The following is a 17,993-nucleotide window of genomic DNA, read 5'->3' on the forward strand; positions in this document are numbered from 1 at the left end:
TTAGTGCAAAAATATCTTGTGGGCGGCGCGGTCAGAGACCGATTACTTGGATTACCGGTGACTGACCGTGATTGGGTGGTGGTTGGCGCGACCCCCGATGCACTATTAGCGCAGGGCTATCAGCAAGCGGGCCGTGATTTCCCGGTATTTCTCCATCCGACCACTCACGAAGAATATGCCCTTGCCCGTACCGAGCGCAAAACCGGTAGTGGTTATACCGGTTTTGATACGCGTTTTACACCGGAAGTCACGCTTGAGGAAGATCTACAGCGCCGCGATCTGACCATTAATGCGATGGCGCAAGACGCTGAAGGGATGATTATCGACCCTTGGCACGGCCAGCAAGATTTAGCACGACGTCTACTGCGACATGTTTCGGCTGCCTTTGTCGAAGATCCGTTACGCGTATTGAGAGTCGCTCGGTTTGCCGCACGTTTCGCTCCACTCGGGTTCTCCATTGCTGACGAAACCTTGATGCTTATGCAGCAGATTACTCAGAGCGGTGAGCTGGCCTATTTGACTCATGAGAGAGTCTGGAAAGAGACGGAAAAGGCGCTATCAAGCGCCTCCCCATCAACTTACTTTTCGGTATTACGCCAATGTGGTGCGCTAGCGGTACTATTTCCTGAGCTCGATGCGCTATTTGGTGTCCCGGCCCCCGCTAAGTGGCATCCAGAAATCGATACGGGGGTCCATAGCCTGATGTCACTGGATATGGCGACGCAATTAACCGATGATCCCGCCCTGCGGTTTTCGGCTTTATTTCATGATGTCGGTAAGGGATTAACCCTTGCTGAATTATGGCCCTCACATCCCGGGCATGGCGCTGCAGGGGTTCCACTTATCGAGGCCTTATGCCAACGATTAAAGGTCCCCAACCATTACCGCGATATTGCCCGGCTGATCACTGAGTTCCACGATATTGTCCACAGCGTCGAGAAATATTCCGCAGAGCGTTTAGTGTCGCTATTCGACCAGCTCGATGCATGGCGTAAACCTGAACGTGTCGCACAATTAGCGTTAGTCAGCGAAGCCGATGTCCGGGGTCGCCTCGGCTGGCAAGAGAGAGCCTATCCTCAGGCTGAGCAGTTACAACAACTTTTTGCTGTAGCCCAAGCGGTCAATGTCGGGCCAATTGTGGCCGCAGGTTTCACGGGTAAAGCGGTGCGAGAGGAATTAACCCGACAACGTATTACGGCGGTAGAGGGGTTTATGGCGAATGATGAAAAATGACGAAGATATTCTATTTGAAATAGTTAATCACTGATTACTTAATCGCTAGGAGAACATTTGAAAATATACCGTTTCCCTAGAAGCCGATCATTAAAAGTTCTCTGGACTCTTGAAGAGCTGGGTATCGACTATAGCTCAATTAACGTCGACCTGTTGGTAGAGAATCCTCTGACGCGCTCCCCCCACCCATTTGGTAAAGTCCCTTACTTAGTTGATGGCGATATTTCGATCAGCGAAACGCTGGCTATATGTATTTATCTGTGTGAAAAGACCGGAGGTCACTCACTCTATCCAACGAATATCGAAACTAAAGCAAGTGTTAATACTTGGCTGAGCTTCGCAGCCACTGAGCTCGAATCGAGTATATGGGGCCTATTAAAACAGTTGGTCTTTGTTCCTGAAGAAAAACATAATGCTGATCTCGTGTTCTACTTTACAAGTGAAGCCAATAAGGCGATCTCTCAACTCCGTATCGATGAAAATTTGCAGTGGATAGCCTGTAATGAATTTACATTGGCTGATATTTTTATCTCTCAAATGCTTCAGTGGGCGAAAGCTTGCGGTATTGCGCTACCTTCACCCGCTGACGCTTATTTGGATAAAACGTTAAAGAGAGCGTCTTATTATAGAGCAGTGGAAAAAAATGATGCACCGTGATCAGTATTCATACGCTGACGTTGTATCAATGGTAACAGTGTGAATTATTAAGACAGTAAATTTAAAATATATCCTTCGCTCACAGAACTATAAGGTCAGCGATACTCACGGACATATCGCTGACCTTTTATCCTGCGAGGTCGCCCTATTAGATACCTATAAGCACCCACTAACGCGATTACATAAACACATACCACACAAGTAATGCCACAAAGAATCGATAGAACGCAAAGGCAACAAAAGAGATACGCTTAATAACGGACAAGAAAGCTTTTATCGCTAATAAAGCGACCAAGAAGGCTGCAATAAAACCGGTGGCAAACATCGATAAATCGCTAACGGTTAAAAAGCCGATACTCTTCACTAAATCAAGTCCAGTCGCACCAATCATCATAGGGACTGCGAGTAAAAAGGAGAACTCAGAGGCTGCAAAACGACTAACGCCTACTAACAATCCCCCACTGATCGTGGAGCCTGAACGAGAAAAACCCGGCCATAACGCTAAGCATTGAAAACAGCCGATAAGAAAGGCTTGTCGATAGGAAATATCATCAATACCTACTGCTTTCGGTTTCGCTGGCTTTAGCCATTCCGCAACGATTAATAGAATACCGCCAGCAATCAACGAATAGAAGACATTCTGGGGAGTAAATAAGGCTTTGATTTTATCGTGAAGCACTAATCCCAAGACGACAGCAGGAACCATCCCACAAAGTATATGGATCAGCGATAACCGACCTGTTCCAGTCCCCTCATGCGGGACTTTTCCAAAGTGGATACCGAGTAAACCAAATAGACGACGCCAGAACATGACCACGACCGCGAGAATCGATCCTAGCTGAATAACGATTTCAAAGGTTTCAGCTTTGTCGCCCTGAAATCCTAAAAGATGCCCTACGATAATTAAATGCCCAGTCGATGAGACCGGAAGGAATTCAGTTAACCCCTCGACGATACCAAGCAGCGTCGCCACACCCAATGGGTGAACATCTATCATTACCAATTCCTCTTTTCATGACCAAAGATAAAAAATAAATTTTATAAGTAATTTTAATAACTTGTAGCGATTAAAAAAATACGACCTTCGGTATGAAATAAAGTTTCTCCCCGATTTATATTTAATTATTGAGAGAAAACACCGCGCGCAATTTTTACGCCTACGCTACGCGCTTGGGCGACGGCTCCCGGTTTATTAACGGTAATTCGAACACCCGGTGTAGCGAACTCGCGCATCAAAAGCTCTGCAACTTCTTCAGCCACACGTTCCACTAATGCAAAACGCTGGTTTTCAATGTGAGCAAGAACGCGTTGGGCAACCTCTGCATAACTTAGGCAATCGTTGACATCATCACTTTTCGCCGCGCGGCGATTATCCCAAGCAAGTTCAATGTCGAGTACCAGCTTTTGCGTAATCTGTTGTTCCCACTCGAACGCACCAATCGTAGTAAATACAGTTAACTGCTCAATAAAAACACTATCCATCTCTCAACTCTCTTTGTTTAATGATGCCTCGGTGATACCACTTACCGATAATTATGCGTATTATCATAGCTATCGCTAACGACTGTACACCTGTTAGGTGGGATTATTATGACAGCTATCGCCGTAGGAATGATTATATTTGCCTACCTTTGTGGATCGATATCGAGCGCTATCGTGATCTGTAAAATCGCACGCTTACCTGATCCTCGTCTTAGCGGCTCTGGTAATCCTGGGGCGACTAACGTATTACGGATAGGGGGCCGCGTTGCCGCACTTAGCGTGCTTCTGTTTGATATCATCAAAGGCATGCTTCCCGTCTGGATAGCCTACCACTTACACCTTTCCTCAATGAATCTAGGCTTAGTTGCGATTGCGGCCTGTCTAGGCCATATCTATCCTGTTTTTTTTAACTTTCAAGGAGGAAAAGGTGTCGCGACAGCGCTAGGTGCCATCGCCCCTATTGGCTTAGATCTTAGTCTTCTGTTAATCGGTACTTGGCTATTAACCGTTTTCTTGAGCGGTTATGCTTCTCTGGCTGCAATCCTGAGTGCGTTAATTGCGCCGTTTTATGTTTGGTGGTTTAAGCCGCAGTTCACCTTTCCGGTTGCCATGCTTTCCTGTCTTATCTTATTGCGTCACCATGAAAATATTCAGCGACTCTGGCGTGGCGATGAAAAGAAATTACTGAAGCGTCGCTGGTTCCGCCTGAACAAAAAATAACCCGGCAAGCCGGGTTATCACTCTGTTAAATTGGCGTCAGCTCTGACAATGGCCATCTAGGACGTACGGTAATTCGAGTATCTGCCGTACAACCTGCCTTTAACCGTACCGTACCTGCATAGGCGATCATTGCACCATTATCGGTACAAAAAGCGGGACGGGCATAAAAGACCTCTCCCCCACGTCCTGTCATCATCGTAGATAATTTTTCGCGCAGATTTTGGTTCGCGCTGACGCCCCCAGCAATGACCAAGTTTTTAAAGCCAGTCTGCTGCAGTGCGCGCTTACATTTAATCAGTAAGGTATCGACGACTGCGTCTTCGAAAGCCCGAGCAATATCAGCATGCGTCTGCGCATCGCTAGGATTAGCCCGTATCGTGTTGGCGGCAAAGGTTTTTAGGCCAGAAAAACTAAAATCGAGGCCAGGGCGATCGGTCATCGGTCGTGGAAAGGTAAACCGCCCCACCGTACCGGTTGCCGCCATCTTGGCTAGGCGCGGGCCACCGGGGTAATCCAAGCCCAATAGTTTTGCCGTTTTATCAAAGGCTTCGCCCGCCGCGTCGTCGATGGATTCGCCGAGTAACTGGTAATCACCGATCGCCGTAACGCTAATGAGCTGGGTATGCCCCCCCGACACCAGGAGTGCAACAAAAGGAAATGAGGGAGGCGTTTCTTCAAGCATCGGTGCCAGTAAATGGCCTTCCATATGATGGACCGCTACCGCAGGAACATTCCAAGCGAACGCCAGTGAGCGCCCAACGGTTGCGCCTACCATTAAGGCGCCCACTAATCCCGGCCCCGCTGTATAAGCGACCGCATCGATATCGTTGTGGGTCAGCTGCGCCTCTTGTAACGCCGCATCGATCAGTGGCAGTAATTTGCGAACGTGGTCGCGGGAAGCCAGTTCGGGGACCACGCCGCCATAATCGGCATGCAACTCCACTTGGCTATAAAGTTGATTGGCGAGCAGTCCCGCTGTTTCATCATAGATGGCAACGCCGGTCTCATCGCAAGATGTTTCTATACCTAATACACGCATGATTTTCCCCTCACTCATTGGCCGCAGTGTAACACAGCCAACCTTTATGCGAAGAATGCAAAGCAGCGCAATTAAATAATTATCGACCTTACCCGCGAATTTAGGCTATAATTTGCGCCTTCCTAAAACCGGCATCCACTGCACAGGCATTGTTCCGTTGGTTTGAAATTGTTCATGGTGCTTTACTTTACAGGTCATGCTGAAGTAAAATGCTGCACCATTTTGAAATATGCTGGCGAGACAGCCAGTCGAAATCGAATTTATCGAGGTGAGAGTTACATGCCGGTAATTAAAGTACGTGAAAACGAGCCATTTGACGTAGCACTACGTCGCTTCAAGCGTTCCTGTGAAAAAGCAGGCGTTCTGGCTGAAGTTCGTCGTCGTGAGTTTTATGAAAAACCTACGACTGAGCGTAAGCGCGCTAAAGCGTCTGCAGTTAAGCGTCACGCCAAAAAATTGGCTCGCGAAAACGCACGCCGCACTCGTCTGTACTAAGTAGTATCGGAGAAGGTTTCTTCTCCATTGCGTAATTTACGCAGACCGAGTCAAGTATCAGGCCGTGCTTTCCGAAAGGAAGCGCGGCTTATTGTCGTTTGTAAGCATAAAAAACAGGTGTCATGGCTGGTAGAATACCAAGTAGTTTTATCAATGACTTGTTAGCGCGAACCGACATTGTCGACATCGTCGATGCGCGAGTACGCCTCAAGAAACAAGGTAAAAACTTTCACGCTTGCTGCCCCTTCCATAATGAAAAAACACCCTCTTTTACTGTCAACGGCGACAAGCAGTTTTACCATTGCTTCGGCTGTGGTGCACACGGAAATGCTATCGATTTCTTGATGAACTTTGACCGACTCGACTTTGTCGAAACGATCGAAGAATTAGCCACCTTACATGGCTTAGAGGTTCCTCACGAAACCGGGCAATCCGCGACGCCGATGGAGCGTCATAAACGGCAGAGCCTGTATCAATTACTGGATGGATTAAGCCAGTTTTATCAACAGGCACTCGCCCAATCGACCTCCTCATCGGCTGCAGAGTATCTCGAAAAACGAGGTCTTAGCGCAGCAGTCACCTCGCAATTTGCGATTGGTTATGCCCCCGCTGGATGGGATAATGCGCTTAAACGATTTGGTAAAAATAATGACGATCGGCAATCTTTAGTCGAAGCCGGTATGTTGGTCACCAAAGAGAATGGTCAGCATTATGACCGCTTTCGTGATCGCATTATGTTTCCAATCCGTGATAAACGTGGCCGAGTTATTGGCTTTGGTGGGCGCGTCCTTAACGATGAAGTCCCTAAGTATTTAAACTCGCCCGAGACCTCGATTTTCCATAAAAGTCGCCAGCTCTATGGCCTGTATGAAGTAAGCCAAGCTCATAACGCTCCAGCCCATATCCTGGTGGTAGAAGGGTATATGGATGTTGTCGCCTTAGCGCAATATGGTGTCGATTACGCTGTTGCCTCGCTCGGGACCTCAACCACCAGTGAACACATTCAATTACTCTACCGGAATACGGAGAATATTGTCTGCTGCTACGATGGTGACCGTGCGGGACGTGAAGCAGCTTGGCGGGCACTCGAAACAGCCCTGCCCTATCTTAACGATGGGCGGCAATTGAAATTTATGTTTCTGCCGGATGGAGAGGACCCCGATACGCTGATTCGTAAAGAGGGTAAGGCGGCATTTGAACAACGGATTAACCACGCGACCAGCCTGTCTGATTTCCTGTTTGATACCTTATTGCCGCAGGTTGACCTCAGTAGTCGTGAAGGAAGAGCAAGGTTGAGCCATCTTGCTATACCTTTGATTAACCAAGTTCCCGGCGGAACATTACGGATTTACCTGCGGCAAGTACTGGGACAAAAGCTCGGTATTTTGGACGATCAGCAGTTAGAGAAGTTGCTGCCACAACAGGGAGCGACTCAAGGCTCAACGCCTGCTCCCACGTTGAAGCGTACCACTATGCGAGTGCTGATTGCATTATTACTCCAGCGCCCGAGCTTAGTCAGTGCCGTTCCGGTTTTGGATGCACTAAAAGACGTTAATTTACCTGGGTTGCCACTGTTTATAGAGCTTGTGACCTTCTGTACGGCACACCCAGGGATCACTACCGGACAAATAGTGGAGCATTATCGTGATAACGAATTGCGCCCAACCCTTGAAACACTGGCTACTTGGCACCATATGATAGTAGATGAAGAAGTTGAGGCTGTATTTATCGACTCTCTTGCCAGTATTTACAATATTGCCCTTGAACAGCGTTTAGAATCGCTGATCGCTCGCGAACGTACCGCGGGATTAAACAGAACAGAACGACAAGAGTTACAAGCGCTTGTCACCGCATTAGCGAAAAAATAGCCAGAATCTTGGCAAAGATTGCGTCATCACTCTGACATAATCAGCAGAGTGGCACTATAATGACAGTTACAGAATTGCAAAAGTACTTATTATCCTGCGGCTTAAGTGCCGATTATTGAGGGCTGATGCCCGTTGCTGCGCAAAGGCTGCAGCCCCTTAAACGCCTTTATAGTTTAATTGGTTCTGCCAATTACCTCTTTATACTAACAGAAGTGTGGATACCGTCTTATGGAGCAAAACCCGCAGTCACAGCTCAAGCTACTTGTCACCCGTGGTAAGGAGCAAGGCTATCTGACCTATGCTGAGGTCAATGACCATCTGCCGGAAGATATTGTCGACTCCGATCAGATTGAAGACATCATTCAGATGATCAACGACATGGGTATTCAGGTTGTGGAAGAAGCGCCTGATGCCGATGACTTGATGCTAAATGAAAACAGCACAGATACTGACGAAGATGCTGCAGAAGCGGCTGCTCAGGTGCTGTCCAGTGTTGAATCGGAAATTGGCCGTACCACTGACCCAGTACGCATGTATATGCGTGAAATGGGTACCGTTGAACTGTTAACCCGTGAAGGTGAAATCGATATCGCTAAGCGTATCGAAGATGGGATTAACCAAGTGCAATGTTCGGTTGCTGAATATCCAGAAGCGATTACTTACTTGCTGGAACAGTACGACCGAGTGGAAGCTGAAGAAGCAAGACTCTCCGATATTATTACTGGATTCGTTGATCCTAACGCTGAAGAAGACATCGCTCCTACTGCGACCCATGTCGGCTCTGAGCTGTCTGAAGAAGACCGTGATGATGACGAAGATGAAGACGAAGATGGCGACGACGATAATAGCGAAGACGATAACTCCATCGATCCAGAGTTGGCACGTGAGAAATTCACAGAACTCCGTACCCAATACGAGAAAACTCGTGATGTGATCAAAGCTAAAGGGCGTAGCCACAAAGACGCTGCCGCAGAAATTAATAATCTTTCTGAGGTCTTTAAGCAGTTCCGTTTAGTGCCAAAACAATTCGATTATCTCGTCAACAACATGCGTCAAATGATGGATCGCGTTCGCCTGCAAGAACGTACTATCATGAAGATCTGTGTTGAATTCAGCAAAATGCCGAAAAAGAACTTCATTACCCTGTTTACGGGTAACGAAACCAGTCCAACCTGGTTCGAAGCCGCACTGGCAATGAAAAAACCTTGGGGCGAAGCGCTGAAGAAAAATGAAGAAGAGATCCAACGTTTTGTACAGAAGCTGGTTCAGATTGAAGCTGAGACAGGCCTAACTATCGAGCAAGTGAAAGATATCAACCGTCGTATGTCAATCGGTGAAGCAAAAGCCCGCCGTGCGAAGAAAGAGATGGTCGAAGCAAACTTACGTCTTGTTATCTCTATTGCGAAAAAATATACCAACCGTGGCTTACAATTCTTGGATCTAATTCAGGAAGGTAACATCGGCTTGATGAAGGCTGTGGATAAATTCGAATACCGTCGCGGCTATAAGTTCTCAACTTACGCAACCTGGTGGATTCGACAAGCGATTACGCGTTCGATTGCTGACCAAGCGCGTACCATTCGTATCCCGGTACATATGATTGAGACCATCAACAAGCTAAACCGTATTTCACGGCAAATGCTGCAAGAGATGGGACGTGAACCTTCTCCAGAAGAGTTAGCTGAACGCATGCTAATGCCTGAAGATAAGATTCGTAAGGTGTTAAAAATTGCTAAAGAGCCAATCTCCATGGAAACACCAATTGGTGATGATGAAGATTCGCACTTAGGCGATTTCATTGAAGATACCACACTTGAGCTGCCACTCGATTCGGCAACCTCAGAGAGCTTGCGCTCAGCCACTCACGATGTGTTGGCCGGTCTGACTGCCCGTGAAGCGAAAGTCCTGCGTATGCGTTTTGGTATTGATATGAACACTGACCATACTCTTGAAGAAGTCGGTAAACAGTTTGATGTCACGCGTGAGCGTATCCGTCAGATCGAAGCCAAAGCGTTACGTAAGCTGCGTCATCCAAGCCGCTCAGAAGTTCTGCGCAGTTTCCTAGATGAATAAGCTAGTCTAGCGTAATATAAAGCCCTTCCTGGTGAAGGGTTTTTTTTCGCCTAGCCTAAGGCTGGCGTCATAACAGTCACTTCGATGGCGGTTGGCGTAAAAGCGGGAACCTGCCCGGCCCTGACCATGATTTGAGGGATATCGACCCGTTGCAGGCCCCACTGCGTTAACACTGCTTCGTCTAGCAGCCGCTCATCAATGTCCAGCCGCACAAACTCACCCGTTAGCTGGCTCAAAACGGCTTGTAAAAGCACTGTTAGCCTACTGCTATCGTTGATATAGCAAGGCCCGAGCGAGAATCCTCGGCCGAAGCGGTGACATCCCATAAGGCCCACAATCTCTCCCTGCAAGTCACTCAACACAAAGATACGTTGCTTATGAAGCAAATAGTCGTAGAGCTGCGGCCTAGGCATGCCAGTTGCACGATAAGCCAACTGCTCGACCTGCGAGCAATCTTCAGTCGTGGCTAACCTGACCTCTACGCCTTGGGGATAAACCGGTGGCGAGATCAACGCAAGTTGAGGAGTTTGGAACTGTGATAGGGCGCCGCGGGCGGTGAAGCCCAATTTCTCATACAGTATGGCTCCCTGTTGGGTAGCATGCAGTCGCAGTTGCTGGTCGGGAAAGTCAGCCATTAGGGTCTGCATTAATTGCTTTCCAATCCCCTTCCCTTGCCAAGCATTATCCACCACCACGACCCCCACCGAGGCATAATGTTCTCCCCAGCGCCAAGCCATAGCCGTCCCGATGACTTGGCCATCATGTTCCATAGCATAGCCTTCGCCCAGTGTTAACAACAACTGCCAATCTATCAAGCGATGGGGCCATCGACATTGTTGCGTGAGACGGAACCCTTTTTCAGCATCAGTATAAGTTAACCTGCGTATCAGCATCGAGAGGCGACCTCAATGGTTAATGAAGACAGCACTGCTTAAATTTTTTCCCACTGCCACAAGGACAGGGCTCGTTACGGCCAACTTTAGTCTCAACGATCTTCGGTTGTGGCGCATTTTGCTGTGCCTGAAATGACCAATACTGATATAGGTCGAGTACGGCTGCCGGAAGGGCTTCAATATGCTGTTCAAACTGCTCCGCCGTCAGGGCATTGACTTGCTCAGCCTGCGCTTCAGCACCATGTAAGGCGATTAATTGGTATGCAGACGCTAATTGCTCTGAGACAGGCGGCAGCTGTGCCAGACCGATACCGCGCATATAGCCGTAGCACCAATCGCCGATAACCGTAAAGCTTTGGCCTTCCAACTCTTGCTCACCAAAAAGCGGTTCGAATTGTTCAGGAAAATCCACCAGACGCTCTTCGATATCCGCCATATGTTGGAACGTAAGATCCATGAAGCGATCGCGCTCGCGCGTCGTTTTCCATTGTGGGATATGCTTTTCGCCACCCCATAACGCAACCATCCAAAATTCAGGCTCAATCGCGACCGGAGCAGAAAGAATGGCGGTGAGGTAGCCATCCAGTTCGGAGACATCAATCACTGAATGTTCACTTGCATACTGCTCTAGCGTGTCATCAAGCCATTGCAATTCGTTTTCTGTGAGGGGGCCTTGTTTCATTTTCTCTTCTCCGCAAAAAAAACAGGCGCAAGGAGCGCCTGAAAGTTCTATCATAACAGCGAAGCGATAAGCGCGCTAAACTTAGCTGACTTATTCCACGTGGGTGACGGGCATCACTTTAGCCTTAAAAGGGGCCAAACCGGCTTTAGGCAGCACGATATTCAACAGTATCGCTACTAGCCCGCCACTGGTCACTGCACCATGCAGTAAGCTTTGTAAGAAGACGGGTAAACCACGAATAATCTCTGGTTGCGCCTCAATACCCAGCCCAACCCCAAACGCGATAGCGATAATCAGCATACTGCGATTGTCCAAAGCTTCACGTGTCATGATACGAATTCCAGCGGCAATTACGTTACCGAACATCACCAAGGTCGCCCCCCCCAGTACCGGTTTAGGGAGTTGTTGTAATAAATGGCTAAACATGGGGAAAAAACTGAGCAGCAGTAAAAGCCCACCGATCCAATACCCAGCGTAGCGGCTGGCCACTTGGGTCATTTGAATCACCCCGTTATTCTGCGCAAAGGTCGTATTAGGGAACGAGTTGAACGTTGCCGCAATTAAGCAACTGACACCGTCGCCAATAATCCCGCCCTTGATACGACGAGTGTATTCAGGGCCCTCAAGAGGCTGCTGAGAGATCATGCAGTTAGCGGTTAAATCGCCGACAGCTTCAATAATTGCAATCAAGGCGACTAATGCGATGGGGATAAACATGCTCCAACTAAAGGCAAATCCAAAACGAAAAGGAATAGGTAATGTTATCGCCGGGCCATTGAGTGCCAGTTGTGGGTGGAAACTTCCCTGCCAAGCAGCTATTGCGGTACCTAGCACAATACCACTCACAATAGAGGAGAGACGTAACCAAGGCGACTTACAGCAATTAAGGGCAATAATCACCGCTAAGGTAATTCCCCCAAGAACTAAGTGTGAGGGCGCGCCGAAGTCTGTGGCTGTCGCCCCGCCGCCCCAGTCGGTGATACTCACTTTTACTAGGCTAATCCCTATTAATACAATAACAATACCGGTCACTAGCGGCGTCAGGACCTTAGCAAAAAGATGGATAAAACGGCTGACAATAATCGGGATCAAGGCGGCGACTAAGCTCGATCCAAAGATCATCGCCAAAATATCTTCGGGTAAAGCCCCTTGCTGTTTCATCGCCAACCCGCCGGAGATGATGACGCCTAAAAACGCAAAGCTGGTGCCTTGTAAACAGATCATGCCGGCACCAACCTTCATAAAGCGGCCGGCTTGCACCATGGTGCCTAAGCCTGAAGCAAACAACGACATACTAATTAAATAAGGTAAGTAGCTATTGAGTCCTAGAGTGGAGCCGATAATTAAAGGAGGCGTAATGACCCCAACAATGCTCGCCAAAATATGTTGGATCGCGGTAAACAGACCCGCCGTAAACGGCATTTTCTCGTTTAATCCGTAGAGAAGTTGATGTTGGCGAGTTGGCTGTTCCATGATCTTGGCTCCAATAGTTGCAATGAAATTATTTTTGCAATTTCTAGGCCAAATTCTCGACAATATCTTATTTAAAAAATAATTTATTGAAACATAAGCGTTAATTATGAAACTAAAATATCAGACCGAGCGATTCTGCCCCCCTAAGTGGAGCGATTGCACAATGATTATGCATCGCTCACTCCCTATGCACCAAAGCGCGGCAATTCACTGAGACAGCGCAGCAGCATTAATCTCCAAAAATAACGACTTATACCACTGCATGAGTCGCTTACGCTGCGCCGGAGTTTGTTCATACAGTCGACGAAAAGCGACACCCTCAATGATAATGGCAATCAGTTCAGAACTATCGGCTAAAGCCTCTTCACTCACCTGCGGCAGATGTCGACGGATCATCGTGATCGCCTCGTTTTTCATCTTCTGATCGGCTCGTTGTAAAATCGCCAATAAGCGAGGATTACGAAGGGATTCCGCGTTGATTTCCATCAAGAGCGCATCATCCAGCCGTTGACTGTCGGTAGGCGGTATTGCGCGAGCCAATAGTACCGCTTTTTGTTCCAAGTCGTGATTCTGCGCTAAAAATAGTGCAACCCTTTCACTGACAATTTGGTTGACCACCGCTTCGACTATCTCTTCTTTATTTACGAAGATCCGGTAGATCTGTCCCACACTTAGCGTTGAGTCTTTGGCTATCACCGCTAATGTGGTGCCATGTAATCCATTTCGCTGAAAGCTCTTGCGGGCAATATCAATCAACGCATCCTTGCGCTGTTGTTGGCGAACCGATAATGCTTTGGGTTCTATCATAGTTGAGCATTTCCTCAGCAGCTAGGCTACTTAGCGCCATCCGCCTCCTAACACTTTATATAACGTCACTTGTTGTGTGAGGGAGGAAGAAAGCACTGTCAAATAAGTCTGTTGCGCCGAGTATAAAGAACGCTGGGCCGTCAGTACATCAAGATATCCGTCCATTCCTTCCTGATAACGCCGCTGCGCGAGGGTGTAATAGCGTTGATTAGTGGCGACATCCGCCGCTCGTAATCCCACTTCTTTCTGATAGGTTTCTTTACCTACCAAGGCATCAGATACCTCTTGGAAGGCAACTTGTATAGCTTTTTCGTAAGCTGCAACATCGCTACGCGCCGTCACTTTCGCGAGATCGAGCGTGGCCTGATTTTTTCCACCGTCAAAAAGAGGCAGCGAAAGCGTCGGGACAAAGGTCCAGCCACCGGTTCCCGCTCCTAATAATGAGGAGAGGTTGCTCGATAAGCTACCGCCGGTCGCCGTAAGGGAGATTGATGGGAAGAATGCCGCGCGTGCCACGCCAATATTGGCATTGGCCGCTTTCAAGGTATGTTCAGCAGCCAAAATATCTGGGCGGCGTGTCAATACGCTAGAAGGCAGCTCGCTACTCAGTGCGGGGAAAACATGGATCGACGTTAAGCTTGCATTCTTGGCAATCTGAGGGGGTAAGGTCGTTCCAAGTAACAGCTGTAGTGCGTAAGCCGCTTGTCGGCGATCGCGATCGTACTGCACAATATCCGCTTGGGCACTCTCCAGCGCAGTACGTGACTGTAAAAGATCTTGCTCATTAGCCACTCCCGCTGTAAGTCTTTTCTGCACCAGATTATAGGAGTATTGCTGGCTGGCTACCGTCTCGGCGGCTACTTGGTGTAAATCGTTATCTGCCGCAAGAGTAATGTAAGCGCTAACCACTTCAGCTACCAGCGACAGCTGGGTCGCTTGTTGCGTAGCCTGATAACTCAAATATTCTTCCAGTGACTGTTCACGCAGATTACGTAATTTGCCAAAAAAATCGAGCTCCCAGCTCGCCGAAGCGGTGGCTTCATACTGCTGATAAGTCACCGGCCCACTGCTTTGCGTGGAATAGAGATTGGCCGGTAAATGTTCAGCCGTTTTAGTCGCCGTCCCAGAGACTGACGGCAAAAGATCCGCTTGTGTAATCCCTAACTGTGCTCGCGCTCCCTCGACGTTTAATGCAGCAACCCGTAAATCACGGTTATTGTCCAAGGCTAAGCGGATTAACTGTTGTAGCCGAGGGTCGGTAAAAAATTGAGACCATGCCAACGATGAGGCTTTCGCCCCTTGGGTCGACGGCTCTTGCCATTGTGGCGTAATGGGGGCGGCAGGCCGCTGGTAATGGGGAGCTAGATTACAGCCACTTACCAGTAGTAGACCGACGAGGCTAAGACGGCTTAACGCGATACGCTTATTCATGAGAGTGATCCTTCGCTGAGCTGAGGGCACGAGTGACTTTCTGTGTCAGAGAGACAACCAGCACATAAAATAGTGGCACCATAAAAATGGCTAAAAAGGTAGCCGAAAGCATTCCACCAATCACCGCCGTCCCAATAGAGTGTTGGCTTCCCGCACCGGCTCCGTTAGATATCGTTAAGGGGAATACTCCCAAGATAAAGGCCATCGAGGTCATGATGATCGGACGAATACGCAAACGAGCGGCCTCCACGGCTGCCTCAATAACGCCCCGCCCCTGTTCGGTAAGCTCTTTTGCAAACTCAATAATCAGGATGGCATTCTTCGCCGCTAAACCGACCGTCGTTAATAGTCCCACTTGGAAGAACACATCGTTCGCAATGTCTCGCAACATCACGGCCGTTACGGTACCGATGATACCGAGCGGTACCACCAGCAACACGGCAAATGGCACGGACCAGCTCTCATACAACGCGGCGAGACAGAGAAAGACGATTAATACTGATAAGCCATAGAGCAGCGGCGTCTGACTACCCGATGCCTGTTCCTCATAGGAGAGACCATGCCAAGCAATGGGGTAGCCCTGAGGGAGCTTCGCGGCAATCTCCTCCACCGCCTTCACCGCATCGCTACTGCTGTAGCCATCAGCAGGAGAGCCTTGGATATTAACCGCAGAAACGCCATTAAATCGCTCGTAACGCGGTGATCCCATCGTCCAGTAGCCCCCCCCGAAAGCCGAAAAGGGAACCATCTCACCACTGCTATTCCGGACATACCATTTATTGAGATCTTCAGGAGTAATACGCGCGGTGGCTCTCCCCTGTAGATAGACATTTTTAACCCGCCCGTTATACAAGAATTGGTTTACATAGCTGCCTCCCCAAGCCGCCGAGAGCGTACTATTAATATCACTTTCCGAGAGACCATCCGCTTTCGCTTTCTCTTCATCGATAGAAAGCTGATATTGTGCCTCGTCATCCATTCCGTTATGTCTTACCATCGATAAACGTGGATCTTGATTGGTCATCTTCAGGAACTTCTGCATGGTCTGCATCAATGCGGCATGTCCTTGATTGCCTTGGTCCTCAAGATACATATCGAATCCACTGCTGTTACCCAACTCCATCACCGCAGGCGGGACCATCACGATAATCTTTGCTTGACCATTTTGTGCGAAGTGCGCCATTGCTCGCGCGGCAATCGCTGACACGTTTTGCTGGGCCTTAGGCCGGTCTTGCCATAGTTTTAATTTAACAAACGCAATTGCCCCATTCTGTCCGCGTCCAGCAAAGCTAAAGCCGTTAGCGGCAAAGACAGAATCAACATTGTCTTTTTCTTGCGTTAAAAAGTAGTCATCGATTTGCTTGATCACCGCTTGCGTCCGCTCGGCAGAGGCATTCTGTGGCAGGGTGGCTTGTACCATTAACACGGCCTGATCTTCTTCAGGCAAGAAAGTGGAAGGTAAGGAGATGAAGAGGTACACCGTGCCTGCAACAAGGCCGATATAAAGGCAAACAAAGAGCCAGCGGCGCTTAATCACCCCTCCGACACTACGGGTATAAGCCTCGGTACCTCGCGCAAAGGAACGGTTAAATATCCCCGCAATACCGCGCTGTTTTCTCTGCGGATCAACCGGTTTTAATAAGGTTGCACACAATGCAGGGGTGAAAATAAGCGCTGTTAACACCGACAGCGCCATCGCTGAAACGATGGTGACCGAAAATTGACGGTAGATTATCCCAGTGGACCCCCCAAAAAAGGCCATCGGTAACAGTACGGCACTGAGTACCAGTGCGATACCAAATAGCGCCCCTTGAACTTCTTGCATCGATTTAAGCGTGGCCGCTTGTGGCGAAAGTCCTTCTTCCTCCATCACCCTTTCGACGTTTTCAACCACAACAATGGCATCGTCAACGAGTAGCCCGATGGCCAGTACCATTCCGAACATCGATAAGGTATTAATCGAGTAGCCAAATAGGTAAAGCACGCAAAAAGTGCCCATTAATACCACCGGTACGACTAAGGTAGTAATGACGGTGGCACGGAGATTCTGCAGAAAAATCAGCATCACAAAGAAAACAAGGACGATTGCTTCGATCAGGGTTTTAACGACTTCATGAATCGAGGCACTGACCACTGGAGAGGTATCATAAGGAAGCACTATCTCCACGCCTGGAGGAAGTGACCCTTTTAACTGGTCAACCGTGGCTCTAACGCGGGTCACGGTATCCAGTAAGTTGGCACCGGTAGCGAGGCGTAATGCCATCCCGACTGAGGGCTTCCCATTATAGGTCGAGGATATACTATAATCCTCCGGTCCCAGATCGACATTTGCGACATCTTTAAGGCGGATCTGCGAGCCATCGCTATTCACTTTCAATAAGATATTGCGAAATTGCTCCGCCGAATTGAGGCGGGTTTTGCCGACCACGGTGGCACTGTATTGCGTGCCTGGAGCCGTGGGTAACCCACCCACTTTACCGGAAGAAACTTGGGTATTTTGGTTCTCAATTGCGGTAGAAAGATCACTTGGCATCAAGCCATATTTAAACAGTTTACTGGGATCCATCCACACGCGCATCGCGTATTCAGATCCCATTACCATAAAGTCACCAACCCCTTTGGTCCGCGCAATCGGATCTTCTAATTTTGAGACTAAGAGATCGCCTAAGTCAGCGTCAGATAATTTTCCCTCTTTCGATACTAAGCCAATCACCATCATAAAGTTGGATTGGTATTTTGCGACGGTGACGCCTTGCTCAGTGACCTCCTCGGGTAAAGAGGTTTCAGCGACAGAGACCTTATTTTGTACTTGGACCTGAGCAATATCTGGGTCCGTACCTTGTTCAAAGGTCGCGATAATCGTCGCGCTGCCATCACTATTACTGTTCGACTCAAGATAGCGGAGATTATCGATACCTGTCAGTTGCTGCTCGATAACCTGTACGGCAGTATTTTGTACCGTTTCCGCACTTGCTCCAGGATAAGTGATACTGATGGAAATGGCAGGGGGTGCGATTGACGGATATTGATTCACCGACAGCCCACGAATAGCGAGTATACCGGCCACAACCATCAGGATGGCGATAACCCATGCGAAGACGGGTCTATGAATAAAAAAACGAGACATAAGCTAAAGTGTC

15 protein-coding genes are annotated in these 17,993 nt (G+C 48.6%); 6 read left to right on the forward strand and 9 right to left on the reverse strand.

The genetic code is table 11. The features are described 5' to 3' along the window. Positions 1 to 3 precede the first annotated feature (3 nt). Both MKR94_RS05900 and MKR94_RS05905 read left to right on the forward strand, forming a co-directional pair. Entirely contained in the window at positions 4 to 1,233 is a 1,230-nt protein-coding gene (locus MKR94_RS05900; protein ID WP_241646094.1) for a multifunctional CCA addition/repair protein, read from the forward strand. A gap of 57 nt (positions 1,234 to 1,290) precedes the next feature. After that, entirely contained in the window at positions 1,291 to 1,890 is a 600-nt protein-coding gene (locus MKR94_RS05905; protein ID WP_241646096.1) for a glutathione S-transferase family protein, read from the forward strand. A gap of 178 nt (positions 1,891 to 2,068) precedes the next feature. Here the strand turns inward: MKR94_RS05905 and bacA are convergent, their stop codons facing one another. Both bacA and folB read right to left on the reverse strand, forming a co-directional pair. Further along, positions 2,069 to 2,887, reverse strand: coding sequence for an undecaprenyl-diphosphate phosphatase (bacA, locus tag MKR94_RS05910; protein ID WP_241646098.1), 819 nt, complete (start codon positions 2,885 to 2,887; stop codon positions 2,069 to 2,071). A gap of 125 nt (positions 2,888 to 3,012) precedes the next feature. Then, entirely contained in the window at positions 3,013 to 3,372 is a 360-nt protein-coding gene (gene folB, locus MKR94_RS05915) for a bifunctional dihydroneopterin aldolase/7,8-dihydroneopterin epimerase (RefSeq protein WP_241646100.1), read from the reverse strand. A gap of 108 nt (positions 3,373 to 3,480) precedes the next feature. On the opposite strand from folB, the gene plsY reads away from it, so the two are divergent. After that, positions 3,481 to 4,092: a glycerol-3-phosphate 1-O-acyltransferase PlsY gene (plsY, locus tag MKR94_RS05920; protein WP_241646102.1), complete on the forward strand. Its 612-nt coding sequence runs from the start codon at positions 3,481 to 3,483 to the stop codon at positions 4,090 to 4,092. Between the two features lie 25 nt (positions 4,093 to 4,117). On the opposite strand, the gene tsaD is transcribed toward plsY, so the two are convergent. Continuing rightward, the gene (gene tsaD / locus MKR94_RS05925) at positions 4,118 to 5,131 is read right to left on the reverse strand and encodes a tRNA (adenosine(37)-N6)-threonylcarbamoyltransferase complex transferase subunit TsaD (protein ID WP_241646105.1); all 1,014 of its coding nucleotides are present in this window, start codon (positions 5,129 to 5,131) and stop codon (positions 4,118 to 4,120) included. A gap of 279 nt (positions 5,132 to 5,410) precedes the next feature. On the opposite strand from tsaD, the gene rpsU reads away from it, so the two are divergent. The 3 genes from rpsU (at position 5,411) to rpoD (ending at position 9,567) form a co-directional block, all read left to right on the forward strand. After that, the gene (rpsU, locus tag MKR94_RS05930; protein ID WP_001144069.1) at positions 5,411 to 5,626 is read left to right on the forward strand and encodes a 30S ribosomal protein S21; all 216 of its coding nucleotides are present in this window, start codon (positions 5,411 to 5,413) and stop codon (positions 5,624 to 5,626) included. Positions 5,627 to 5,748: 122 nt separating this feature from the next. Continuing rightward, the gene (gene dnaG / locus MKR94_RS05935) at positions 5,749 to 7,494 is read left to right on the forward strand and encodes a DNA primase (RefSeq protein ID WP_241646107.1); all 1,746 of its coding nucleotides are present in this window, start codon (positions 5,749 to 5,751) and stop codon (positions 7,492 to 7,494) included. A 228-nt stretch (positions 7,495 to 7,722) separates the two neighbouring features. Further along, a complete protein-coding gene (gene rpoD / locus MKR94_RS05940) occupies positions 7,723 to 9,567 on the forward strand; it encodes an RNA polymerase sigma factor RpoD (protein WP_241646109.1) in 1,845 nt (614 codons plus the stop codon). A gap of 50 nt (positions 9,568 to 9,617) precedes the next feature. Here the strand turns inward: rpoD and MKR94_RS05945 are convergent, their stop codons facing one another. From MKR94_RS05945 to MKR94_RS05970, 6 genes are all read right to left on the reverse strand, one after another. After that, positions 9,618 to 10,460: a GNAT family N-acetyltransferase gene (locus MKR94_RS05945; RefSeq protein WP_241646110.1), complete on the reverse strand. Its 843-nt coding sequence runs from the start codon at positions 10,458 to 10,460 to the stop codon at positions 9,618 to 9,620. 19 nt (positions 10,461 to 10,479) lie between these two features. After that, positions 10,480 to 11,142, reverse strand: coding sequence for a YecA/YgfB family protein (locus tag MKR94_RS05950; RefSeq protein ID WP_241646111.1), 663 nt, complete (start codon positions 11,140 to 11,142; stop codon positions 10,480 to 10,482). A 90-nt stretch (positions 11,143 to 11,232) separates the two neighbouring features. After that, a complete protein-coding gene (locus tag MKR94_RS05955) occupies positions 11,233 to 12,615 on the reverse strand; it encodes a nucleobase:cation symporter-2 family protein (RefSeq protein WP_422047507.1) in 1,383 nt (460 codons plus the stop codon). Between the two features lie 207 nt (positions 12,616 to 12,822). Further along, entirely contained in the window at positions 12,823 to 13,422 is a 600-nt protein-coding gene (locus MKR94_RS05960) for a TetR/AcrR family transcriptional regulator (RefSeq protein ID WP_241646112.1), read from the reverse strand. Positions 13,423 to 13,452: 30 nt separating this feature from the next. Further along, positions 13,453 to 14,853 (reverse strand): efflux transporter outer membrane subunit, encoded by a 1,401-nt coding sequence (locus MKR94_RS05965; RefSeq protein ID WP_241646113.1) that lies wholly within the window; start codon positions 14,851 to 14,853, stop codon positions 13,453 to 13,455. Then, the gene (locus MKR94_RS05970; RefSeq protein WP_241646114.1) at positions 14,846 to 17,980 is read right to left on the reverse strand and encodes an efflux RND transporter permease subunit; all 3,135 of its coding nucleotides are present in this window, start codon (positions 17,978 to 17,980) and stop codon (positions 14,846 to 14,848) included. The genes MKR94_RS05965 and MKR94_RS05970 overlap by 8 nt, the downstream gene beginning before the upstream one ends. Positions 17,981 to 17,993 lie beyond the last annotated feature (13 nt).

Source organism: Rosenbergiella metrosideri (assembly GCF_022602565.1).
Lineage (GTDB): Bacteria > Pseudomonadota > Gammaproteobacteria > Enterobacterales > Enterobacteriaceae > Rosenbergiella > Rosenbergiella metrosideri.